General features: G+C 42.7%; 21 protein-coding genes. 4 read left to right on the forward strand and 17 right to left on the reverse strand.

Annotated elements, in window-relative coordinates:
- Positions 1-261: 261 nt before the first annotated feature.
- Complete coding sequence (katG, locus tag DCO44_RS00550; protein WP_116758686.1) at positions 262-2,451, reverse strand: catalase/peroxidase HPI; 2,190 nt, start codon at positions 2,449-2,451, stop codon at positions 262-264.
- 313 nt (positions 2,452-2,764) lie between these two features.
- On the opposite strand from katG, the gene DCO44_RS00555 reads away from it, so the two are divergent.
- A complete protein-coding gene (locus DCO44_RS00555; RefSeq protein WP_116758687.1) occupies positions 2,765-3,220 on the forward strand; it encodes a thiol-disulfide oxidoreductase DCC family protein in 456 nt (151 codons plus the stop codon).
- Positions 3,198-3,599 (forward strand): DoxX-like family protein, encoded by a 402-nt coding sequence (locus tag DCO44_RS00560; protein ID WP_228157486.1) that lies wholly within the window; start codon positions 3,198-3,200, stop codon positions 3,597-3,599. Before DCO44_RS00555 ends, DCO44_RS00560 begins: the two co-directional genes overlap by 23 nt.
- Positions 3,600-3,621: 22 nt before the next feature.
- On the opposite strand, the gene DCO44_RS00565 is transcribed toward DCO44_RS00560, so the two are convergent.
- From DCO44_RS00565 to hcaE, 7 genes are all read right to left on the reverse strand, one after another.
- Positions 3,622-4,671: an MBL fold metallo-hydrolase gene (locus tag DCO44_RS00565; protein WP_116758688.1), complete on the reverse strand. Its 1,050-nt coding sequence runs from the start codon at positions 4,669-4,671 to the stop codon at positions 3,622-3,624.
- A gap of 240 nt (positions 4,672-4,911) precedes the next feature.
- A complete protein-coding gene (gene hcaD, locus DCO44_RS00570) occupies positions 4,912-6,150 on the reverse strand; it encodes a 3-phenylpropionate/cinnamic acid dioxygenase ferredoxin--NAD(+) reductase subunit (RefSeq protein ID WP_116758689.1) in 1,239 nt (412 codons plus the stop codon).
- Positions 6,151-6,154: 4 nt separating this feature from the next.
- Positions 6,155-7,120 (reverse strand): 3-carboxyethylcatechol 2,3-dioxygenase, encoded by a 966-nt coding sequence (locus DCO44_RS00575; RefSeq protein WP_116758690.1) that lies wholly within the window; start codon positions 7,118-7,120, stop codon positions 6,155-6,157.
- A 319-nt stretch (positions 7,121-7,439) separates the two neighbouring features.
- Complete coding sequence (hcaB, locus tag DCO44_RS00580) at positions 7,440-8,255, reverse strand: 3-phenylpropionate-dihydrodiol/cinnamic acid-dihydrodiol dehydrogenase (protein ID WP_116758691.1); 816 nt, start codon at positions 8,253-8,255, stop codon at positions 7,440-7,442.
- 2 nt (positions 8,256-8,257) lie between these two features.
- Positions 8,258-8,584 carry a 3-phenylpropionate/cinnamic acid dioxygenase ferredoxin subunit gene (gene hcaC, locus DCO44_RS00585; protein ID WP_116758692.1) on the reverse strand — a complete coding sequence of 109 codons (327 nt, stop codon included), beginning with the start codon at positions 8,582-8,584 and terminating at the stop codon, positions 8,258-8,260.
- On the reverse strand, positions 8,584-9,102 hold the full coding sequence (gene hcaF, locus DCO44_RS00590; protein WP_116758693.1) for a 3-phenylpropionate/cinnamic acid dioxygenase subunit beta: 519 nt from the start codon (positions 9,100-9,102) through the stop codon (positions 8,584-8,586). The genes hcaC and hcaF overlap by 1 nt, the downstream gene beginning before the upstream one ends.
- The gene (gene hcaE, locus DCO44_RS00595; RefSeq protein ID WP_116758694.1) at positions 9,099-10,466 is read right to left on the reverse strand and encodes a 3-phenylpropionate/cinnamic acid dioxygenase subunit alpha; all 1,368 of its coding nucleotides are present in this window, start codon (positions 10,464-10,466) and stop codon (positions 9,099-9,101) included. Before hcaE ends, hcaF begins: the two co-directional genes overlap by 4 nt.
- 282 nt (positions 10,467-10,748) lie before the next feature.
- Here hcaE and hcaR point away from each other — a divergent pair, with 282 nt between their 5' ends.
- Positions 10,749-11,648 carry a DNA-binding transcriptional regulator HcaR gene (gene hcaR, locus DCO44_RS00600; RefSeq protein ID WP_116758695.1) on the forward strand — a complete coding sequence of 300 codons (900 nt, stop codon included), beginning with the start codon at positions 10,749-10,751 and terminating at the stop codon, positions 11,646-11,648.
- A 303-nt stretch (positions 11,649-11,951) separates the two neighbouring features.
- Positions 11,952-12,629 (forward strand): DUF1345 domain-containing protein, encoded by a 678-nt coding sequence (locus DCO44_RS00605; protein WP_116758696.1) that lies wholly within the window; start codon positions 11,952-11,954, stop codon positions 12,627-12,629.
- Positions 12,630-12,722: 93 nt separating this feature from the next.
- On the opposite strand, the gene DCO44_RS00610 is transcribed toward DCO44_RS00605, so the two are convergent.
- The 9 genes from DCO44_RS00610 to DCO44_RS00650 form a co-directional block, all read right to left on the reverse strand.
- The gene (locus DCO44_RS00610) at positions 12,723-13,583 is read right to left on the reverse strand and encodes an alpha/beta fold hydrolase (protein ID WP_116758697.1); all 861 of its coding nucleotides are present in this window, start codon (positions 13,581-13,583) and stop codon (positions 12,723-12,725) included.
- Positions 13,584-13,864: 281 nt separating this feature from the next.
- Positions 13,865-15,103, reverse strand: a complete 1,239-nt coding sequence (locus tag DCO44_RS00615; protein ID WP_116758698.1) for an OprD family outer membrane porin — start codon at positions 15,101-15,103, stop codon at positions 13,865-13,867.
- A 720-nt stretch (positions 15,104-15,823) separates the two neighbouring features.
- A complete protein-coding gene (gene dmpG, locus DCO44_RS00620) occupies positions 15,824-16,843 on the reverse strand; it encodes a 4-hydroxy-2-oxovalerate aldolase (protein ID WP_116758699.1) in 1,020 nt (339 codons plus the stop codon).
- Between the two features lie 10 nt (positions 16,844-16,853).
- On the reverse strand, positions 16,854-17,750 hold the full coding sequence (locus DCO44_RS00625) for an acetaldehyde dehydrogenase (acetylating) (RefSeq protein ID WP_116758700.1): 897 nt from the start codon (positions 17,748-17,750) through the stop codon (positions 16,854-16,856).
- 25 nt (positions 17,751-17,775) lie between these two features.
- Positions 17,776-18,573, reverse strand: coding sequence for a 2-keto-4-pentenoate hydratase (locus DCO44_RS00630; protein WP_116758701.1), 798 nt, complete (start codon positions 18,571-18,573; stop codon positions 17,776-17,778).
- A gap of 555 nt (positions 18,574-19,128) precedes the next feature.
- Positions 19,129-19,734 (reverse strand): glutathione S-transferase family protein, encoded by a 606-nt coding sequence (locus DCO44_RS00635; protein WP_116758702.1) that lies wholly within the window; start codon positions 19,732-19,734, stop codon positions 19,129-19,131.
- 49 nt (positions 19,735-19,783) lie between these two features.
- Positions 19,784-20,497, reverse strand: a complete 714-nt coding sequence (locus DCO44_RS00640; protein ID WP_116758703.1) for a helix-turn-helix transcriptional regulator — start codon at positions 20,495-20,497, stop codon at positions 19,784-19,786.
- 74 nt (positions 20,498-20,571) lie between these two features.
- Positions 20,572-21,240: an HAD-IA family hydrolase gene (locus DCO44_RS00645; protein WP_116758704.1), complete on the reverse strand. Its 669-nt coding sequence runs from the start codon at positions 21,238-21,240 to the stop codon at positions 20,572-20,574.
- 249 nt (positions 21,241-21,489) lie between these two features.
- On the reverse strand, positions 21,490-22,428 hold the full coding sequence (locus DCO44_RS00650) for an RluA family pseudouridine synthase (protein ID WP_116758705.1): 939 nt from the start codon (positions 22,426-22,428) through the stop codon (positions 21,490-21,492).
- Between the last annotated feature and the right edge of the window lie 120 nt (positions 22,429-22,548).

Here is a 22,548-nt window from a genome sequence, read left to right on the forward strand (position 1 = left end):
TAATGATTATATTTTACAGTTTATAAAAATACACATTAAATTTTTAGTTTTGTGCCTTTATTCTTTTTATAAGTTATTGTTTGATTTTAAAGTTTTCATAAAATCAACATAATCCACCTTATACAAAATTCAGTTAATAACGTAAATATTTCAATATCTTAAAATATAAAAGGCCAAGTGTACAACGCATTGAGTTTTAAATGAAAACTCATCGTTCCATAAAAAAACCGCTCTTACGAGCGGTTTTTTATTTTGCGAAAACTACTTCACATCAAAACGGTCTGCATTCATCACTTTATTCCAAGCGGCAATAAAGTCATGTACAAATTTCTCTTTGTTGTCATCCTGCGCATACACCTCAGCATAAGAACGTAAAATTGAGTTTGAACCGAACACCAAATCTACACGGGTTGCCGTCCATTTCACTGTACCCGTAGCACGGTCAGCAATTTCATAACGGTTTTTACCCACAGGTTTCCATGTATTGTTCATGTCGGTCAAATTGACAAAGAAATCATTGCTGAGCACGCCAACACGGTCGGTCAATACGCCTTCTTTCGCACCGCCATAGTTGGTGTCGAGCACACGCATCCCCCCAATCAATACCGTCATTTCAGGTGCAGTTAAGCCCATTAATTGGGTACGATCTAACAGCATTTCTTCAGGTTGCACCGCATAATCTTGCTTTAACCAATTCCGATAGCCATCATGAGTAGGCTCTAAATCAGCAAATGAATATTCGTCAGTTTGCTCCTGTAAAGCATCTCCTCGACCTGCAATAAATGGCACTTTCACATTCACACCTGCGGCTTGGGCTGCTTTTTCTACCGCAGCGCTCCCACCCAATACAATCAGGTCAGCAATACTCACTTTCTTCGCCAACCCTGCCTGAATTTCTTCAAGCTTTGCGAGCACCCGTTGCAAACGCTCAGGCTCGTTGCCTATCCAGTCTTTTTGTGGAGATAAACGGATACGTGCACCATTGGCACCACCACGAAAGTCCGAACCACGATAAGTTCTAGCACTGTCCCACGCGGTGGTAATGAGATCACTGCTGGATAAACCACTATTAATGAGTTTTTCTTTCAATTCATCAATTTCTGCTTCAGATAGAGTGTAATCCACAGTCGGGATTGGGTCTTGCCAAATTAAATCTTCTGCAGGTACATCAGCCCCTAAATAACGTGATTTTGGCCCCATATCACGGTGTGTCAATTTGTACCAAGCACGTGCAAAAACTTCCGCCAAATAAGCAGGATCTTGATAAAAACGCTCTGAAATTTTACGGTATTCAGGATCCATTTTCAGTGCCATGTCGGCATCGGTCATCATTGGATTACGACGCACATTCGGGTTATGTGCATCGACAGGCTTGTCTTCCTCTTTGATGTTAATTGGTTCCCATTGCTTAGCGCCCGCAGGACTGGTGGTTTTTTCCCACTCATAGGTGAACAGCAAATAGAAGAACTCGTTATCCCACTTGGTTGGGTGTGTAGTCCAAGCACCTTCTAAGCCACTGACCATGGTATTAGGGCCGTTGCCTGTCCCTTCTGGGTTATGCCAACCTAGACCCTGGAATTCAACATCTGCACTTTCAACATCTTTACCCAATAATTCAGCTTTACCATTACCGTGCGCTTTACCGACAGTATGACCACCTGCGGTCAATGCCACAGTTTCTTCATCATCCATTCCCATACGGTCAAAGGTCACGCGCATGTCTTGTGCTGTACGCAATGGATCTTGCACACCATCAACCCCTTCAGGGTTTACATAGATCAAGCCCATTTGTACCGCAGCCAAAGGATTTTCCAGTGATTGACGGTCTTGATCACTGCCATAGCGGTTGGCGGTTGGTGCCAACCATTGATGCTCTTCTCCCCAGTAAATGTCTTTTTCTGGATGCCAAATATCAACTCGCCCCCCTCCGAAACCAAACGTCTTTAATCCAGCAACGTCATACGCCACAGTCCCTGCAAGGACAATTAAATCCCCCCATGACAGTTTGTTGCCGTATTTTTTCTTAATCGGCCAAAGTAAACGACGGCCTTTATCGGTATTGACGTTATCTGGCCAACTGTTGAGTGGAGCAAAACGCTGGTTACCTGTATTTGCACCACCTCGACCATCTTGCTTACGGTATGAACCCGCCAAATGCCATGCAGTACGTACAAACATCCCGATGTAGCTACCATAATCCGACGGCCACCAGTCTTGGCTGCTGTTAATTAAGTCCCGAATATCTTGTTTAACGGCGTCTAAATCGAGCGATTTGAAGGCTTCGGCATAATTAAAGTCAGGATCGAGGGGATTGGTTTTGGTGTCGTGTTGTGAAAGGATGTCTAAATTAAGTGAATTTGGCCACCAATCGCTATTTGAGCTGGCAGCGGAGGTATTTGCACCATGTGAAAATGGGCACTTACCTGACGAGGCTTGCGAATTATTGTCCATGTTATGTCTCCAGACTCAAGTCTTTCAATGTTTATTATTGAACCGTGTAAAAGTAGTGTTCGACTATCAACATAGCCTTTTTTTTAGACAAGCTAAAGCGGTATTTACTAATCAAAACAATCGAATTCTTCTATATAAGCATTGAAGAAAAAAAGATTTTTAAAGGGTTGTGGACACACATTTTATGTCTACGGGCTTCACAACACTCATACTGTTTAGCATTTCAAACAGCATGATTCTGGATAAAATATAAACTATATGTGATAGATAAATTCTGCTATTTTGAACAGATGAAGACTTTAGAACATAATAAATGCAGAATGATCTCGATCACATCATTCAACAGTACGACATCATCTTATTTGATGCGATTTGTGTCATCTGTAATGGTTGGGCACGTTTTCTCATCCAACATGATCCGCAGGCTCAATTCAAACTCGCTTCAGCACAGTCCCCTTTGGGAGAAAAAATTCTTGAATATTATGGTCTGTCGACCACGCATTACACCACCATGGTTGTGATTATAGATGGACAGTTATTTACAGAATCTACCGCCTTATTCAAAGTTCTGGCTCGGCTCGGTCTACCTTTCTCTCTGATGAAAATGGGTTATCTTATTCCCCGACCATTTCGAGATTTTCTTTATCGTCGTGTTGCACTCAATCGCTATACCCTTTTTGGTAAAACCGATAATTGCCTCATGCCATCCCAAGAAAATAAGCATCATTTTTTAGAACAGGTCATCCGTGAATACTCAACGACTCCATAAAAAAATGCTTCAAACCATTCATATGAGCCTAGCAATCCTTTGGATTTATCAAGGTCTAATTCCTAAGATTCTATTTCAAGCCGATGATGAACGCCGTATTTGGATGTTACAGGGATTCAATGAACATACTGCACTGAGCCTTATGCAATATTCGGGCGCAATCGAAATCATCTTCGGAGCATTATTTTTAACAGGTTATAAAACCTTAGCGCTCCATTACCTCAATATTGTCGGCATGCTCGGATTAAGCTTTTTAATTTTGCTCGTCGACCCACACTATTTCACCCAAGCCTTTAATCCATTTGTCATGAATATCGCGATGATGGCTTTGTCTTTAACCGCGATTCGCCTTTTAAAATATCCAGAAAGAAACGCATAATGAACAACATTCAACGTCAATATTAAACAATTAAACGCTTACCTTCACGAATGCAATAAAACGGATTCATTAATTTTGACGAACCGCGCATCGCTACATGTAAATCATGTTCAGGTTGCTCGCGTGCTTCATCGGTCAATTGATAGCTACGGTAATGAATAGCCAATGAACATTTGGCATGCAAATCTTTATGTGCCTGAAATGCATCTTCAGGATTCATATGCATATAACGCATCAGCTCACGTGGCTCATAAGCACCAATCGGCAATAAGGCAATGCGTGGAGGCCCCAAACGGGTATGAATTTCCTTAAAATGCGGTGAATAGCCTGTATCGCCTGCAAAGAAAGTATATTCATGCCCCTGTTTAACCGCAAAACCACCCCAAAGCGCCATATTCTGATCACGTACACCACGACCTGAACCATGCTGTGCAGGCGTATAAATAAATTCGAGTTCATGAAACTGTGCAGATTGCCACCAATCCAATTCAAGCACATGCATACTTTTAGGTAAGTACCAGCCATTACCTAAACCCGTATAAATTGGCATGGCAAATTTATCATGCAACCAGTTCAGGCTAGCCAAATCCATATGATCATAATGATTATGGCTAAGCAAAACAGCATGAATGGTCGGTAATTCCTCTAAGGCAATGCCTGCGGGACAAAAACGCTTAGGACCACGTCCCTGTTTTGGACTCACAAATTCCGCCCAAACAGGATCCGTTAAAAAATTATAAGGACCTATCTGTAACAGAACTGTGGCATGCCCCACAAACCAGACTTGCCAATTATTCAGTGCTGCATTCGGACGATTTTGTGGCAATACACGTGGAGTCGCAGAAGCAACATCTGATGGGGTTTCTTTGTCCCAAGTCGATGACTTGCGTTTTAACAACCATTTAAACAAGTCAAAATGGCTACGCCCCTCTGGTGCATGAAGCGGATTCAAAAATCGCGTACCATTAAAGTGAGCAGATTCAAGATACTGAAAAGAAGGTTTACGCCAAGTATGTGACCAACACTCTTGGGTTTTAATCTGGAAATGCTGTTGTTCTAAGTTCTGCTTCATGTAATATCATTATCTAAAAGAAACGTCACATTCAATGCAATAACATGAATGTCGAGATTGGCGTGTTTCTTATTGTAGATACTCTATTGGCTAATTCAAGCCAAACAACAAAATATAAACTTTAGACTTCTATGAAATCAGATGGCATAACAACGCGAGTGGTCATACTAAAATTTGATGGGAATAAAAAAGCGGCAGACTCGAATTAAACTCAGTCTGCCAAGGTTGTAAACTCAAATCTTAAGCAATCTTACGTAAATCTAAAGCAAGATCTAAATGCTTTTCGGCTTCAAATGCTGCACTTTTAGCAATTAACTTTTTCAAGTGACGCATCTCCTTGGCTGCATTGACTGTGATCCCTCCCACAATAATGCCGTCGGTTACACCGAACAGAACAAATGAAGAGGCTGCACGAAGTTCAGGCCGAATTACACCACGAACAATCCACTCTGCAGCAGCCATATCACCGACAAACTGATAGTTAATATCAAGCTGATCCGTCCAAAACCATGCAGGATTAGGAGTCGGATGTTCAATACCCAGAATATGACGCGCAAAAATTCCTGCTTGCAGATTGGCATTTTCCCATGTTTCCACACGACGATACTGCCCATCCGCACGTAACTGTGTCGCAACATCACCGGCGGCATAAATATCGGGATGTGAAGTTTGACAGTTTTGATTCACCTGAATCGCAACATCCACCGCCAAGCCTGCATCTATTGCAAGCTGTGCATTTGGGACAATGCCAACACCATAAATCACCGCATCTGCACGCAGTTCTTCACCATCCGCTAAAGTGATTACAACTTCTTCACCTTGCTGATTCTGCTCAAGACGACAGTTTGTAATTGAAGTTGCAAGACGGACATCGACACCAGCAAGATGCTGTTGTGCCAATAAAAACTCACTCAAAATCTGCGGAGATGAACGCCCCATCACCATCGGTCCCATTTCAATCACGGTCACTTGGCAATCTTTAAAACGTGCAGAGGAAGCTAACTCAAGACCGATTACACCACCGCCAATCAGTACAATACGTTGCCCTGCTTGTAGCACAGGTACCAATGCTTGTGAATCTTCCAAATTACGTAGGGTATAAACGTGTTTACCTAAAGCATCGAAATTCGGCAAGCGGCGCGCGGCGCCCCCTGTAGCAAGCAACAGTTTGTCATAAGCAACAACATCACCCTTTTGCAATTCAACGGTTTTTGCCTCAGGGTTGATTTTGACTACGCCATTGCCACGAATATGCGTTACACCTAAAGTCGCCAATTTCTCTTCAGATAAAATCTCAACCTTGGTTTCTTCAGGCTTTAAAATCACATCTTTAGACAAAGGTGGACGTTCATAAGGCAAATGCACTTCATCCCCAATCAGGATAATGTTGCCTGCAAATTTATTGCTACGGAGTTCTAAAATCGCGCTTGCCCCTGCTTGGCCTGCACCGACGATGACGATGGTTTCGATATTGCTCATGTAATTAACCTTTTAACTCTGCCGATACGATGCCAAAGCCCGCAATCCACTCGCTGATGTCTTCATAACAATGCGTTGTCATCTCGTATTCGCCAAGTTCATGTAAGGCTGCAAATGCCGCCATCCAAGAACGGACTTCCTGACCACCACGCCCACCATCACGGCGAATGCCTGCTTCAGTCATGGCTTCAATCGTGGCGAAGTCTGCTTTGGCCAATGTTTCAAGCAATGCACGATCCCATTCTGGATTGAGCGGCACTGCCACAGATTGATCGCCCGCAGCCAGTTTTTGACCCACAGCAATAATTTTGGCTTGACGGTTATTGCGTGATTCTGCGGATGGGTTACGTCCACAAATCAAAAACTCTTCCACTTCTGGCGGTACAGCGCCCATTTGTGGTGTCGGAGGATCATGCGAAAGTCCACCTGTTCCTAAAATTAAAACCCGTTCATTTTCAAGATTTAAGGACTGAATAAACTGTCCAACGGCACGCCCCAAAGCAACGGTACGCTTGGTGGTTGGCATCGGTGCCGCTGCGCCATTAATAAAAATAGGAATGGTTGGATAACGATCTAATTGACCATCACACAGGAAATGTAGTGGTTGCGTCACGCCATGGTCAGCTTGCATTCGGTAGGAATAGGCAACATCGACACCTTCATCGAGTACACGACGCACCAAATTAAGCGCTGTGTCTTCAGGGACATTAATTTTGTCGTTGTCTTTGCCGTAGTCCCAATCGCCTGCCGCAGTCGCACGAATACCCACACAGAAGCTTGGCATCAGGTCATAGAAAAAACCATTAAAGTGGTCTGGACCAAAAGTAATGATTAAAGTCGGATCGTAAGCTTTAACTTCTTTGGACAGCTTTGCGAAAGTCTCACGTACAACGTGTTCTTTACGCTGTTCTTGCGGAGTTGCGAACTCCATTAAAGGACTGTGCGATGCACAAATGAGTTTAACGGCCATGTATGACTCCAAAATCAAAATATCTACTGAAAATACAGTTGCCCAGTAAAGTCTTTAGCAAATGGCTTAAATCATTGTGAGTGGCTCCAAATGAAATATAGAATTCACGATGCTATTCACTATCACGGTTGGCGACATGGATGTCGCCGTTGGGTGGAGGTTTCAGGGATGAACCTCTCACCCAACAAGGGATTTTTGTTACTTTTGATCCGTCAAAAGTAAGGAAATGCCTCCGCAAAACCATCTAAACTTTTGCATTTATTTGTGGCCGTGCCTTATTTAAATTTGGGCCAATTAAAAGTAAGACACCACGCCAAAGTCACTCATCAAAGAACCCTGCACGAGGTTGGCGTAAACCACGGATTCCCAAACCACATTCAGCATTGATCAAGACACCTGTCAGTGGACGGTTGTTTTGACGCGATGCCAACAGGACGTATGAACCTGTCATTTCTTCTGGTTCAGGCAAGAAATTCAGCGGCATACCACGGGCAATCTTTTCAGGGTCACGCGCGTCCAATAGCCCCAAGTTTTCTTGACCTAAGGACGCTGCTCCTTTGATATTGACATTCATACCTGACGGCGCGACCGCATTCACTCGTACTTTAGGCGCAAGCTCATAGGCCAATTCTTTCATCACGCCTACACCTGCATGCTTAGAGGCTGTATATACGGGGCCTCCGCCTGCCGAATACAAGGCTGAATTAGACAAAGTAAATATGATTGACCCTTCAGAAGCTATCAATGCATCCAGTGCTGCCTTCGCACCTAAGATGAGCGATTTGGTATTAATGCCCATAATTTCATCGAAGGCTTTTTCTAACTGCTCACCTGATGTATTGACGATATCGGCATAATGATCCCAAATACCGGCATTACCGACAAAACAGTCCAGTTTGCCAAAACGCTCAACGGTCGCTTGAACAGCACGGACATTGTCTGCATAGCTGGCTACATCACCTTCAATCGCAAGAACTTTACCACCGAAGTGTTCGTTCAAGGCATCCACTTTTGCTTTTGAACGTTGAAGAACCGCAACTTGTGCGCCCTCTTCCAAGAAACGCTCAACCAAAGCCCAACCCAGACCTGAACCACCACCAGTAATCAGTGCAACTTCGCCTTGTAGCCAACCCATGATTACTCTCCTGCCATCTCTACGAACAATTGACCATCTTCAACAATCACAGGGAAAGTTTTGATTGGATCAGTTGCAGGTAGACATAAAGCGTCACCTGTTTTCAAGCAGAAACGTGCTGAATGCAATGGGCATTCAACCGTACCATCATCTTCAAGATAACCTTCAGACATAGAAGCATTACCATGTGAACAACGGTCATTCATGGCGAAGAATTCTCCGCCATTGTTGAACACTGCAAGCGCTTCAATACCGTTCACGCCGCAATCTACTTTTAGCGCTTCGCCTTCGTCTAATTCGTCAACTTGGCAAACAAAAATCTTATTCATTAGAAGAATACACTCAGGTTATGTGAGTTATAAGTCACTTGATCTAACGTAATTTTACGGTTGAAGATTTGGAAGCCCAGATCACTTCCAACTTTACGGATCTTGTCGTGACGCTTACCACAGTAAATCGTTACGTCTTTCTCTTTTTGCGTACGGTATAACAAATAAGTTACGTACACGTCGTATTCGCCTTCAACTTCAGTCGGCTCTACAATCACGTTGCTCACCATGTGAGTGGTACGTGATGGCGGCTCTTCAGCCCAAGCCATACCAGTTTCAAGACGCGCAACACGACGCTCTAAAAGATCTTTGGTATCGTTAAATACCCAAGTCGTTGGCGGTTCAACTGAACGGCGGCGGTCACGGGTTTGTGCATTCGGTGTCGTGCGCAGCGTATAAGAAATATCGTCCGCCAACATATCCAACCAATCGCGGAATTTCCAATCGTCTAGCGCTTTGCCTTCACGATAGAGAAACTGACTAATTTGATGATGAAGTTCTAAACTGATCTGACTCATTTCATTAGCTCCTTCTCATATTGCTCAGCGGCTTTTTCAACCTCTTCCCATGTGTCATGAATCAACAAATCTGCCCAACGACGGTATAAAGCACGTGCCGCAGTTTCAGAGAAAATGTAGTTGGTAATGCCAGGAATACCATCTTCACGTTTTTTCTCATTCCCCAAGCCCATTTCCATAATGAGTGGGTTATTACGCGCTTTATAGCCACGTAATACTTTTTGAATCTCAATCCAGTTCTCAGAGTCATCTTGCTCTAGGAAACCGGCAGGGCCAAAGGCACGCGTTGCAGAACGCTCAAAAGCTTCTTTCACTTCTTGCGACGCTTCAGCATCGGCAATACAGAATGCCCAGACTTCAGTTTTGTTTGGACCACGTGGGTGCCATACGCGAAGTGTTGCAGTACCGTTTAACCAAGACATGGTTGGGAACATGTTGTTGTGACCCGCAAGACGCAATGCGCGCGTTTCACCCAAACGTTCTTTGACTTCTTCATACGTTTCACGGAAGTAGTTGGCAACTTCACCGTCTACCCACACGTTAGCGTCTGGTTTTTCAGTAAAGAAGAAACCTGAACCATGACCACGTGAACCGTACTGGATCGCGTCTTTAGCCGTTTCCCATACTGGTCGTGCAGTTTGTGCTGCACCTAATTTTTTAGAAGAATCATCATCTGGTTTTGCACCCAACACTTGGATGGCAGACGCATGAGAGAACAAAGCATGGTACTGATCTGATGCGAACTGTTCCGCAGCAAATTTCCAGTTACACTCGATTTCCCACTTATGTACCCCACCAATGATTTCTGTTCCGCCCGGACGGCGATCGACCACACCATCTAAATACCAAGCGATGTCGCCCATGTATTCAATGAGGTCTGGGGTAGACTCATCCCAACAACCGAAGATCAAGCCTTTGTAAGACTCAACACGATTCACTTCAATCAGACCCCATTTTTCTTTGCAGGCACCTTGCGGGAAAGCACGATCTTCTAATGGAATATCTTTCAGTGAACCATCCACCCCGTAAGACCAGCCATGGTATGGACAGGTAAAGGCACGGGTATTTCCACAGTCAGCAAAGCTAACGCGCATAGAACGGTGACGGCACTGGTTTAAAAGTGCCTTGATTGAGCCATCTTTTTGACGTACCACAATAATCGGGTCTTCACCCATGTAGGTATTAAAAAAATCGCCTGCCTTTGGAATTTGGCTCTCATGACATAGGAATAACCATGTACGCCCAAATACACGTTCCAGTTCTAATTCGTATAAATTTGGATCGGTATAGATGGATGGCGAGATACGTCCATTTTGTGCATCGACCAAAGCGTCGATTTCACGCACATCAATTTTTCCACTCATGAAAAGCTCTCCTGCGACCAATACTCGGCACAACGTAAATAGACTCAACTTTTGAGGCATCATGATTTTTTAGACAGCTTTAGGGAAATATTTTTTTTGTTTCAATTAATACGTTTTAGCAATTATTGGAAAAGCTATTTCTTATATTAAAATCGCAGCACTAGGCTCAAGACCATTTATTTTCTAAATACTTGAATCATCTTCACAGCATAGTTGTTTATAGATTATACTTTGCCATAGTCGTGGTAAGACATTTTTTGGATTACTCAGTGGGTTATTGATATGGAACTTAGACACCTTCGCTATTTCATTACCGTTGCTGAAGAACTCAACTTTAGCAAAGCAGCATTGAAACTTTACACCGCCCAACCCTCTTTAAGTCAGCAAATCAAAGACCTTGAAGAAGATGTCGGTGTGCAGTTACTGTATCGAACCAAGCGCAAAGTAGAGCTCACGGAAGAAGGTGCTGTTTTTCTGGAACAGGCACGCCTGACCTTAGCTCAGGCAGACAAAGCGGTCGCTATGGCACGTCAAGTGGCACAAGCCAAACAGCAGATGCTGCGCATTGGTTTTGTCCCTGTTGCGGAAATGAAAATCTTTCCTTATGTGCTGCCCAATTTACGGGTACAAAACCCAGACTTAAAAATTGAATTGCTCAGTATGAACAATACTGAACAAATGCGCTTACTGAAAAAAGGTGAATTGGACATTACCTTTACTCGGCATAATTTTCATAGCGATGAAATTGAAAGCCAGTTTGTCTTACGTGAACCACTGATTTTCTTACTGCCGAAAGACCATCCTTTGGCCAAATACGAGCGAATCCCGATTAAAGCTTTAAATGGTATTGATTTTATTATTCCCGCAGTCGAACAGTCACAGACCCTGCACCAGACCATTTTAGAGTTTGCTAAAGCCAACAACATTGAATTCAATATTGTGCAAAAAGCCGACAATATTCTGTTTAATATCAACTCGATTGGTATGGGACTCGGTTGCACCATTTTACCAGGCTACGTTGCACCCTTGACCATGAACAACACGGTAATTCGCCCACTTGAAGTCGAGCTCCCCTATTTGGATCTGTATGTGAGCTATCGTAAAAACAACACTTCACTGGCCGTGAATAAATTTCTAGAACTGCTAACTCGAATATTTTATTTGGATATTAACCGCGAATAAATCAACATCTGATCCACATCAATCATCCCATTCGGCACACCACTATTTTCTGAATAAATAGCGATGTGCTTTTTTCATGGAAAAATGCGCTACATCGTAAGCGTATTTGCAGCATTTCTGACTTATCCAACGTTCATCAGCTCACACTTTTCATTTTGTATTCTTTTTTAAGCTAGGGTATGGTGATAAAAAGCTGACTTTTTGTCAGGTTTTACCTACAACTTAAGTCTAAACTTAGGCTTATATTTAAACAGATCTTGGTACGTTAGCAGCACAAAAAATATAACAGAGAAGGAGAAGATTATGCCGACGCACACTTTGCAGCGTTTAAAAACGGCAATGCAATTTCGCCCCTTCTTTTTCATTAGTTTTTTGATGACAGCCGTTTTTTATGCTCTGCTAAATACGTTTAATGACTGGTCTTGGTCGACCAATTTATTAATCAGTTGGAATATTGCCGTATCCAGTTATTTAGTTAAAACCATGACAACCTTGTGGTCTGTTGACCATCGACACATTCTGCAACATGCACAACAACAAGATGCGAGTAAATGGATCATTCTATTATTAGTGATCATGACATTAATAATGTGCTTGATTGCGATTGTGTTGGAATTGACCTATCTCCCTAACGATCCAACCATCAAATATGGCCACTTGGCTTTGTCCCTACTGACCATTATTAGTGCATGGTTTTTTATGCATACTGTGTTTGCCATTCACTATGCACATGACTATTATCTCGCCCTTGCAGATCAACAAAATGCTGGCTTAGACTTCCCAAAAACTACACAGCCGACCTATCCCGACTTCTTATACTTTAGTTATGTCATTGGTACCTCGGCACAAACAGCAGATGTGTCGATTACTTCCCGCTCCATGCGGATTTTAAATATTGTGCATATTATTCTGGCTTATGGTTTTAACACTTCCATTTTAGCCATTAGCATTAATGTTGCAGCAGGTTTCATTACGCTTTAAATCCGTTGTTCTTCTACATCTGCCTTTATAAAAGATATAAAAAAGGATGGCCTTAACCATCCCTTTTGCTTCAACTCAATAATCGGACTTAAATTATTGCACGCCACGTGCGCTTAAATAGTCTTTAATCACCGTGTTAAATTCCTCTGCCTTTTCAACCTGTGACCAGTGTCCACACTGACTGAAAATATGTGCATCTGCAAATGGTACGGTATTTAAAATATCCCATGAGCGAGATACTGGAATAACCACATCCTGTACACCATGAATTAACAACACAGGTACTTGGATGTCTTTCATCTTGTCAAAATCGAGCGGGAACTCGAAGCGATCACGGTCACGCGCGCCAACCACATCCATTAAACGGTCTGAAGCATAGTCATTTTTTGCCGCTTCAAAACGTACTTTCACCAATTCATCGGTAATTAAGCTTTTATCGACCACAAACATCGACAAAGTATTTTTAATGCCTTCTTCCGTCAGGACAGGATTGGCATGGGCTTTCAGTGCCGCAGTTTGTTTCGCGCCGCCCGTACCCATCGACACAATACCCAAGACACGTTCTGGATAGTCCAACACCATTTGAAAGGCTAACCAGCCACCCAATGAGTTGCCCACTAACCAAGTTTTTTCAATACCTAACGCATCCAGTGTACGGACTGCATGATCTACCCATGCACGAATACCATAAGCCGTACCGTCTGCCACAACGGTCTGACCATAGCCAATCGAGTCAATCGCGATACAACGGGCTTGTTCAGCAATTTGCGGTAAGTTCAACCACCAGTTTGCCGCTGCCGATACACCTGTACCTGAACCGTGTAAAAATAAAATTGGGGTGCCTTCACCCAATTCATGGTAATGGGTTAACTCACCTTCCGCTGTTTCAATCCATTTATCTTCCAAGCCAAAGAATGGATCGGTGGTGTAATTGGGGATTTGGACCGTGCTCATACTTACTCCTCGTACAGCCTTAAATCTGTCTGGTTTGATACTTCCAAAGACAGATGAATTCGTTCATTTCGACAGTTTTACTGCTCCATCTTACCTGCTCAAAGCGACCCAACTGATACTTGTTTTCGATCACACACTACAAAAAAACGATTATTTAAGTACATGTTTATAAAGACTATATTTTAGAAACAAGTGCTGCTCAATGATCCGCCCGACAACAACACATCTGGCATAAAACAAGGTGATTCTTTTTTGAATCACCCTGCTCTGCTTGCTGAAGATTAGAATTTATAACTGTACGTGGTCGCAACACGATATTCTTTTAAATCACTTTTCCAGTCGTAATCGGTATCGATATACATAGCTTGAATCCCTAGACCTTTGAATTTGCCTTCGGGTACGGTGTAATTCACAATCAAGTTCAGCTCTTGTTCGTCCTGATTCGTTTTACCGCCCGCTTTGGCATCGAAACCTGCAAAATAAATCGCATTGGCATTTAAACCTTTTAACCCCAATGCGGTAAAGTCATACCCATACGACACATTCCATGATTTTTCTTTGGCATTGGTAAAGGTCGCGACTGACCAATTGACCAAATAAGGCTGTGGTACCCATCCCGCCAAAGTTGGGAAATTATTTTCCCCAAACATTTGCTGATAACCCAAGCCTACACTGTGTGCTCCATGATTGAACTTGGCTCCCATCGACAAGGCTTGGTTGTCAATCTCACCATACAATTTATCGCCTGACTCAGAGTTATCAAAATAACGAACATGGCTGGTCAGCTTAGTCTTCGTACCCAGCGTGGTGTTGTAATTGATGCCTGCATAATGCTGTTGATAAATATCTTGGACATCGGCATACCAATAACTGGCACCAATTTCAGGGTTAAACTGATGATCAATCCCTGCGATATACATGCCATCCGCAGCTTTGGCAGTATTTGGATTATTGTTCGGGAATAAACTTAAATCCTGAAATTGATTGTCATACCGCGCATTAATGCCATCAATATAGGCCAAGCTCAATTTGGTATCTTTAAGCTCTTTCGACTCTAACCATGCCCCACTATACGTGGTCAGCAACTGACGCGATGGATCAAATACTAAAACTGGAGAAACAGGCAATAACTCACCCACTTTCAATTCTGTTTGTGACACTTTGGCTTTTAAGGTTGCACCCACTTTGCCGAAATTGCTGGCTTGTTCTTGACCATTATGTGGCAACACCCAATCGGCATTTTTATCACGGCCATTTAAACGAAAAGCATGTTGCACCAACACATCCGCACCGACCTGCAATGCGCCAATTTGGGCATAACCTGATTTGGCATCTAAGGTGATGCCTTGTGACCAACTGCCCCAATTATTTTGCGGTACAGTTTCGTACTGACGGTCTAAATAGAAATTTCTGAATTTTAACTGGACTTGGCTATCGTCGATAAAGTCTGCATTCGTTGCAGTTGTACCTAATGCCGCAGTTGCGACACAGATGGCTGTCCATAAAGTTTGACGACGCATGATATTCATTCCAATGATCACATTAAACTATGACACCATCATGCGGAACTCATCGAAGAGAAAAAATCCGACCACAGTCTTAAGAAAATGTGACTTCACCCCCTATAAATGCAAAGGTAGGCACCACTTTTTTTTCATTTAGATAAAATTACAATAACTCACCTTAAACACCATTTTTCAGATCGTGCTGAAAGATTGAGTCTCTCTAGCCTTGCTCGTTTAAAACCTCTTTCTTTTTTGAATGATTTTGATCATTAAGCGTTTTTTTGTTTAAGTATTCCGATTCCACTTTTTCATAGCGACGTAGATTTATAAGAAAAAGCGCTCATATCACAGAAATTTTCTATATGTGCATAATGAAGTTAAATCGCTTTAAAACTAGAAAAGTCTAATTTATTAAATGCGATATAAAATAAAAAATCACGTTGTAATAATAACTATATTTAAAAAACTGCCTTCTTCTTAAGCTATTCACTACGGAGTCTTACTGCTTTAAATCCATTTTTCGGAGCTCATTTCGTTCTTTTGTTATGCCAAAAGAACCAAAAACATTTGTCATCCGCAAAACCTGTTCACCAGATACATTTAAATACTGCTATTGCAAAAACAGTCTATTTCAAATATCACGCAGGTTGCTGATGACATCCCCCCCGAATAATTTCTAAATGCCAAAAACAAAAAAGCGTCCCAAAGGACGCCTTTCAAATACATATTAATAAATTAAACCAAAGCAGCCTTCGCTTTCGACATGGTCAAAGCCAAATCTTCAATCATATCTTCCTGACCACCGACCGTCCCACGACGACCTAATTCCAACAAGATTTCACGTGCAGACACGCCATATTTCGCTTCCGCACGTTTCGCAAACAATAGGAACGATGAATAGACACCTGCATAACCTAAAGTTGCAGCATCACGGTCAGCACGAATTGGGTTCAACATCATTGGAATGACCAAATCTTCTGCCACATCCTGTACTTTAAACAGATCCACGCCTGTTTCTAAGCCCATACGGTTGGCGACTGCAATGAACAATTCCAGTGGTGTATTGCCCGCGCCAGCACCCAAGCCCGCAGATGCCAAGTCCACACGAATTGCACCCGCATCAACTGCGGCTACTGTATTTGCCACGCCCATACCCAAATTGTGGTGCCCGTGGAAACCCAGTTCAATACTGCTGTCCAACTCTTGACGCAGCAAACCAACGCGGTCTGTGACATCTTGCGGCAACATATAACCAGCAGAGTCAGTCACATAAATACAGTTCGCGCCATAAGACACCATCTTTTTCGCTTCTTCAAGCAATTGAGCAGGCGATGCCATGTGTGCCAACATCAAGAAACCAACGGTATCCATACCCAGTTGACGTGCCGCAGTAATATGCTGTTCTGAGCAATCCGCTTCGGTACAGTGAGTTGCCACACGGATGGTTGAAACGCCAATTTCGTGCGCCATTTTCAAATGATCGACCGTACCAATTCCCGGCAACAGCAATGCCGAAACTTTGGCATTTTTCATGCGCGGAACAACCGCTGACAAATACTCTTCATCCGTTGCTGCGGCAAAACCGTAGTTCACTGATGAACCACCTAAACCGTCGCCATGCGTCACTTCAATTAAAGGTACGCCTGAATCATCAAGGGCAGTTGAAATGGCAATCATTTGCTCAACAGTGGTTTGATGGCGCTGTGGATGCATACCATCACGCAAAGTCATATCATGCACAATAATCTTAGACATGGGTTGCTCCTTATACTTCAGCCGTAGCCAATAAACGTTCCGCAAACATTTCCGCAGTGCGCGCAGCTGCCGCAGTCATAATGTCCAAATTCCCTGCATACTTTGGCAAGAAATCACCCAAGCCTTCTACTTCAAGGTAGATCGACACGCGGTTGCGATCAAATACTGGGCCATTCACCAGTTTATAGCCAGGTACATATTTTTGAACTTCGACAATCATGGCTTGAACAGATGCCGTAATTGCTGCTTGATCAGGTTCACCTTCAACCAAGCAATGCACCGTATCACGCATCATCAATGGTGGCTCGGCAGGGTTAATAATGATGATCGCTTTACCTTGTTTCGCACCGCCGACTTTCTCAATCGCGCCAGCCGTAGTACGGGTAAATTCATCAATGTTTTTACGCGTGCCCGGACCCACAGATTTGGTCGAAACCGTAGCAATAATTTCACCATAGCTCACAGGCTGAACACGTGAAACGGCAGCCACCATCGGAATGGTCGCTTGTCCACCACAGGTCACCATGTTCACATTCGGTAGCTCACCTGCATCCAAGAGTTCTTGAAGATTTACAGGTGGCACACAGAAAGGACCAATGGCAGCAGGCGTCAGATCAATCATCTGCACACCCAACTCATTCAACTTACGGCTATTTTCCGCATGTACATAAGCTGAGGTCGCATCAAAGGCAATTTGAATTTCATCCGCAAGCACATGTGGCAGTAGGCCATCTACACCCTCAGCTGTAGTTTTTAAGCCCATACTCGCTGCGCGGGTCAGACCTTCTGAAGTTGGGTCAATCCCCACCATCCAGACAGGTTCCAAAAACTCGCTGCGCTGTAACTTATATAGCAAATCAGTTCCAATATTTCCCGGACCGATTAATGCACATTTAATCTTTTTCATGCATCTACTCTCTCAAAATTTCAATTTATTCCGCAGCAAACGCAGCGACCACTGAACCAAAGCCTTCAATTTCAACTTTGAATTCGTCACCCGGGTTTGCAACAACCATTGGGCCAAGCGCACCAGTTAAAATAATGTCTCCCGCAAGCAATGGGCGACCACGGCGTACCATTTCATCGGCAAGCCAAACTGCGGCATTTAAAGGATTGGCTAAGCAGGCTTTGCCAATGCCTTGTGAAACCACTTCATCACCGCGGGTCATGGTCATTTTGCAATGAGCCAAATCAAGCTGATCTAATTTCACTGGGCGTGAACCCAACACAAAAGCAGCAGAAGACGCATTGTCCGCCACGGTATCAATCAGTGAAATTTTCCAGTTTTCAATACGGCTATCCACCACTTCTATAGCAGGCAAGGCATAAGCTGTAGCGCTGATAATGTCCGCATAGCTATGTTTTTCTTGGGTTAAATCTTTGTTAATAATCAGTGCAATTTCAGCTTCAACTTTCGGTTGAATGAGCAAACCAGCAGGAATAGCCTCACCATCGCCATAAGCCATGTCGGCAAACAACATGCCAAAATCAGGTTGATCCACGCCCAATTGAGCTTGAACCACTTTAGAGGTGAGACCAATTTTACGCCCCACTAAGCGACGTCCTTCTTTCAAGGCACGTTGGGTATTCACTTCCTGAACCGCATACGCAATATCGACGTCTGCCTGTTCCGCGCCCAGTTGTGGGCGAATGGGTGCAATCGCAGTCTGTGTAAGCTCAGCGTTACGTAAAGCCTGCGCAACGGATTCAACAACAGCAGAATTCGACATCTAGGGTTCCTTAAACTGCAAAATAGAGACAAATACCGTTTTAGCGAGCAAGGGAAATCAAGAGATAGTCAAAATAGACCTTGCAAATGACCAAAGGTGAAACCAAGGGCTTATCCCTAAGCACCACTAAAAACGAGTATGTTTTAGACCGCTTAAGCATCGGAAAATTGCAGGTTTTGCGCCAATACTTATTTTATTTTTTACAATAGTTAGAACCTATAAATCTTTTTTGTTTTATCCATCAAAATAAACAGCATAGAAAAAATCAAAGAGAAAAATGACCCAATCATTCAAAATTTAGTGGGGTATATTTTGATTACACTTTGCATCTACGACTAAAAAATAATAAGCGAGAAGTCTATCTATAAAATATTTACCACAAAAAATACGCCTCTTTTCATAAGTCATACCAGTCCGTTACACCTCATGCCTCGAACAGTTGCGGATCACGTTCTATCACACCGAATAACATCATGAATTTAAAATAAAAATGCCAGTCAATTTATTCACTGACTGGCATTACCTGCATAAGAGGCTTATCGGAGTAAAATGGTTTTACGCTGCAAATAAAGCAGGATTATTCTTTAAACTTTCACGTTGTTGTATGGCCAATACATAGCGCTCAATTGCAGGATGTGGTTTTAATAAATTCATTTTTAATTGCCACATGATCATTGCCCCTAAACTGATGTCGGCTGCCGTAAACTGTGAACCGCATAAATAGGGGCTTGCTTGTTCCAAACCTTGAATCAAGGCTTGATAGGTATCTTGATAATCGCCATAGCCCATAAACATTTTTTGCTCTGGTGCAACCTGAACTTTTAAATGTTCATTGTCGGAAGCTGCTGCAAACGGGCCTGCACCAAAGAACAACCAACGATAATATAGACCTCTTTTCGGATCATCTAGTGCAGGAGCTAACCCTTTTTCAGAGAATTTATCTGCCAAATATGCACAAATGGCATCTAACTCATAAATCACCACATCACCATCAACCAAAACTGGCACTTTACCAAAAGGGTTGAGTTTTAAAAATTCGGCTGATTTCATTTCTGCGCCATAGGCGATTTCTACGCGCTCAACCTCAATCCCCAAATCAAGAATGAGCCAATCCACCACAACGCCTCGAGATTGCTTATTTGTATATAAAGTTAAAGCCATTGTTCTATCCTCTGTGTTTATTGTTTTTTTAGAATAGAACTAAGCTGTGTCAGTTTTTGTCAGTAGTGCTTGCTGATTTTTCTGAATGTGAAAATTCTTTTTGACACCATTGTTGAAATAAATGGCGTTTAAATTGGGGATAAATTTGCTCCGTGGATATCAGCGTTTGAATTCGATCTAAACGGAAATTTCTAAAATCTTCTCGTAATTCACACCATGCCGCCAACAACATTTTGTCGTTAAAATATCCCAATGCAAACGGCCATAATTGCCTGTGTGAAATCTGTTTTTGTTCATCAACATAATCAATCTGGATTTTAGTTTGTAAACGAATGGCGATACGAACTTGTTCCACAATGGTTTGATCAACCTCAATCCATGAATGAATGGATTTTAGATAGGTATCATTTAAAAATTCTTGTTTTCTTTGTGGCAATACGGCTTTTAATTTGCTTAATACCGAATGTGAAGCCTGCTGTAATGCTTGATCAGGAATAGATTTAGCCCATTGTAATGCCAGATACATCGCTTCAATTTCGGATTCATCCAAACTCATGGGTGGAAGGAGAAAGTTTTCTTTCAATTGAAATCCTAAACCGACACTCCCCTCAATATTGACCCCTTGATCACGTAAACTTTCAATATCTCGATAAACACTTCGCACACTGATTTGTAAATGTTCAGCCAAACGTTGCGCAGTAACAGGATAACGCTGTTCACGCAGATGCTGTAATAAATGAAGTAATCGAATAGAACGACTCATAGCGGATTTTCTTGTTATTCAAAAGTAATTTTAGGCGTATATCCTTACACGCCTTGAAAAATAATCAACTTTGCTTAAGCCACATCAGAAGCATTTACTTGCAGATTTAAAAACTGATCTAAGCTCGCGACATCATCTGCAATGGTCAACGGATTAAACTGCTGCAAAATATTTTTAGTATGTACACCATAGGCGACGCCGACTCTTGGCATGGCAATATTTTGCGCCATTTCCAAATCATAAGAAGTATCGCCGACCATAATCGCTTGCTCTGGGCGCAACCCAGTGAACTGTAAGATTTCCCGCAACATCAACGGGTCAGGTTTAGACTTGGTTTCGCTTGCCGCACGCGTAATCTCAAACAAATCATGACTATTGGTTTGAGCCAGCACACGATCCAAACCTTTACGGCTTTTACCTGTCGCCACCGCAAGCTGAACCCCCTGATTTTTGAGTCCATATAACATTTCAGCAATCCCCGCAAACCAAGCATCATCGGTTGAATGGGCAACATAATGATCGCCATAACACTTCAAAAGATCAGTATGTAATTCAGGCACTGTCGGAAATAAGACTTGAGCCACTTCAGGCAAACCCAAACCAATAATACTTTTTGCCGCTTCAGGCGTTAAGGGTTGCTCAAATTGCTGCGCTGCAAACAAAAGACTGTCCACAATTTGCCCCACTGAATCAAATAATGTGCCATCCCAATCAAAGATAATCAGTTCTACAGGTTTTTGCATGCTGGGGTTCCAATATTTGCTTTTATGAAGAAAATTTACACGATGCATTTGCTACATGATGGCGACAAGGATGTCGCCGTTGAGCTGTGGTACAAGGACGTTCCATCAGCTCAACAAAAGATTTTTGTTACTTTTCATCTTTGAAAAGTAAAAATGACCAATACAGCATCATTTCCAGTTAATCACGACAAAAGAGGTCCTATTTTATTACCTCTCTCTAACCCTCTCCTAAAAGGAGAGGGAAAAGGTTTAGTCCTTCTTCTGTGCTCTTAACTGCGCCACAATATTCTGCATATCTTCAGGTAAAGGTGCTTCAATTGGTGGATAACCAGGAATATCCAAACGCATGGCGTGTAAACATAAACGGCGTGGTTTTGGTCCCTTATATTCCGTTTCATGACCATATTTATCATCGCCAACCAGCGGATGACCAATACTTAAACCATGCACACGAATTTGATGGGTACGACCCGAAAGCGGCGAAGCATACACCAAAGTCGCATGCATAAAACGCTCAGCGACATTCCACTGAGTTTTCGAATCTTTACCTTCTTTAGAGACGCGTACACGACGTTCGCCATTCGACAATTCGTAACGGTGTAAAGGCGCATCAATCAACTGCTTATCGAGGCTGACGACACCTTTGACCACAGCAGCATAAGTCTTCTTAATTTTGTGTTCACGCAGCATATCTTGCAAAGTTTTTAACACGCTACGTTTCTTAGAAATCATCACCAAACCGGATGTATCACGGTCAATACGGTGAATCAGTTCTAAATATTTTTTTCCCGTTGCAGCCCGTAAACCTTCGATCAGACCATAGGCCACGCCACTGCCGCCATGCACCGCAATCCCCGATGGTTTATTCACCACCATCAAGCCCTCATCTTCGTACACGACACGGCTCAGTAAACTTTGTGCGACTTTGTCTGAAACTGGCGCAGCCGTTTCATCTTTTTGTTCATAACGAATTGGCGCAACACGAATCTGATCGCCAATTGCCAATTTGGTTTCCGCTTTAATGCGCTTTTTATTCACGCGCACCTGACCTTCACGAATTAAACGATAAATGCGACTTTTCGGCACACCTTTGAGTCGGCTAAATAAAAAATTATCGATGCGTTGACCCGCTTGATGCTCATCCACTTCAAACCAAGTGACACTTTGCCATTCTTGCGTAGAATTCATACAGATACTGTGACCTAAAAAAATACTAAAATTGATTAAAAACTGATCATTTAGGCTATACTTTTCACTAGAAACGTTAGCTTAGCCCATAGGCAGATGATGCAAGGTTTGCTATAGTCA

Origin of the sequence: Acinetobacter sp. AM, from assembly GCF_003105055.1 — a bacterium.
Classification (GTDB): domain Bacteria; phylum Pseudomonadota; class Gammaproteobacteria; order Pseudomonadales; family Moraxellaceae; genus Acinetobacter; species Acinetobacter tibetensis.

Excerpts from the sequence above, each read along its gene's own strand:
- DCO44_RS00575 (WP_116758690.1), bottom strand. The coding sequence starts at position 7,120 with ATGGCCGTTAAACTCATTTGTGCATCGCACAGTCCTTTAATGGAGTTC.
- hcaD (WP_116758689.1), bottom strand. The coding sequence starts at position 6,150 with ATGAGCAATATCGAAACCATCGTCATCGTCGGTGCAGGCCAAGCAGGG.
- DCO44_RS00610 (WP_116758697.1), bottom strand. The coding sequence starts at position 13,583 with ATGAGCACGGTCCAAATCCCCAATTACACCACCGATCCATTCTTTGGC.
- hcaE (WP_116758694.1), bottom strand. The coding sequence starts at position 10,466 with ATGAGTGGAAAAATTGATGTGCGTGAAATCGACGCTTTGGTCGATGCA.
- hcaF (WP_116758693.1), bottom strand. The coding sequence starts at position 9,102 with ATGAGTCAGATCAGTTTAGAACTTCATCATCAAATTAGTCAGTTTCTC.
- DCO44_RS00650 (WP_116758705.1), bottom strand. The coding sequence starts at position 22,428 with ATGAATTCTACGCAAGAATGGCAAAGTGTCACTTGGTTTGAAGTGGAT.
- DCO44_RS00635 (WP_116758702.1), bottom strand. The coding sequence starts at position 19,734 with ATGGCTTTAACTTTATATACAAATAAGCAATCTCGAGGCGTTGTGGTG.
- katG (WP_116758686.1), bottom strand. The coding sequence starts at position 2,451 with ATGGACAATAATTCGCAAGCCTCGTCAGGTAAGTGCCCATTTTCACAT.
- DCO44_RS00615 (WP_116758698.1), bottom strand. The coding sequence starts at position 15,103 with ATGCGTCGTCAAACTTTATGGACAGCCATCTGTGTCGCAACTGCGGCA.
- DCO44_RS00645 (WP_116758704.1), bottom strand. The coding sequence starts at position 21,240 with ATGCAAAAACCTGTAGAACTGATTATCTTTGATTGGGATGGCACATTA.
- hcaR (WP_116758695.1), top strand. The coding sequence starts at position 10,749 with ATGGAACTTAGACACCTTCGCTATTTCATTACCGTTGCTGAAGAACTC.
- dmpG (WP_116758699.1), bottom strand. The coding sequence starts at position 16,843 with ATGTCTAAGATTATTGTGCATGATATGACTTTGCGTGATGGTATGCAT.
- hcaC (WP_116758692.1), bottom strand. The coding sequence starts at position 8,584 with ATGAATAAGATTTTTGTTTGCCAAGTTGACGAATTAGACGAAGGCGAA.
- DCO44_RS00555 (WP_116758687.1), top strand. The coding sequence starts at position 2,765 with ATGCAGAATGATCTCGATCACATCATTCAACAGTACGACATCATCTTA.
- DCO44_RS00625 (WP_116758700.1), bottom strand. The coding sequence starts at position 17,750 with ATGAAAAAGATTAAATGTGCATTAATCGGTCCGGGAAATATTGGAACT.
- DCO44_RS00630 (WP_116758701.1), bottom strand. The coding sequence starts at position 18,573 with ATGTCGAATTCTGCTGTTGTTGAATCCGTTGCGCAGGCTTTACGTAAC.
- hcaB (WP_116758691.1), bottom strand. The coding sequence starts at position 8,255 with ATGGGTTGGCTACAAGGCGAAGTTGCACTGATTACTGGTGGTGGTTCA.
- DCO44_RS00565 (WP_116758688.1), bottom strand. The coding sequence starts at position 4,671 with ATGAAGCAGAACTTAGAACAACAGCATTTCCAGATTAAAACCCAAGAG.
- DCO44_RS00640 (WP_116758703.1), bottom strand. The coding sequence starts at position 20,497 with ATGAGTCGTTCTATTCGATTACTTCATTTATTACAGCATCTGCGTGAA.
- DCO44_RS00605 (WP_116758696.1), top strand. The coding sequence starts at position 11,952 with ATGCCGACGCACACTTTGCAGCGTTTAAAAACGGCAATGCAATTTCGC.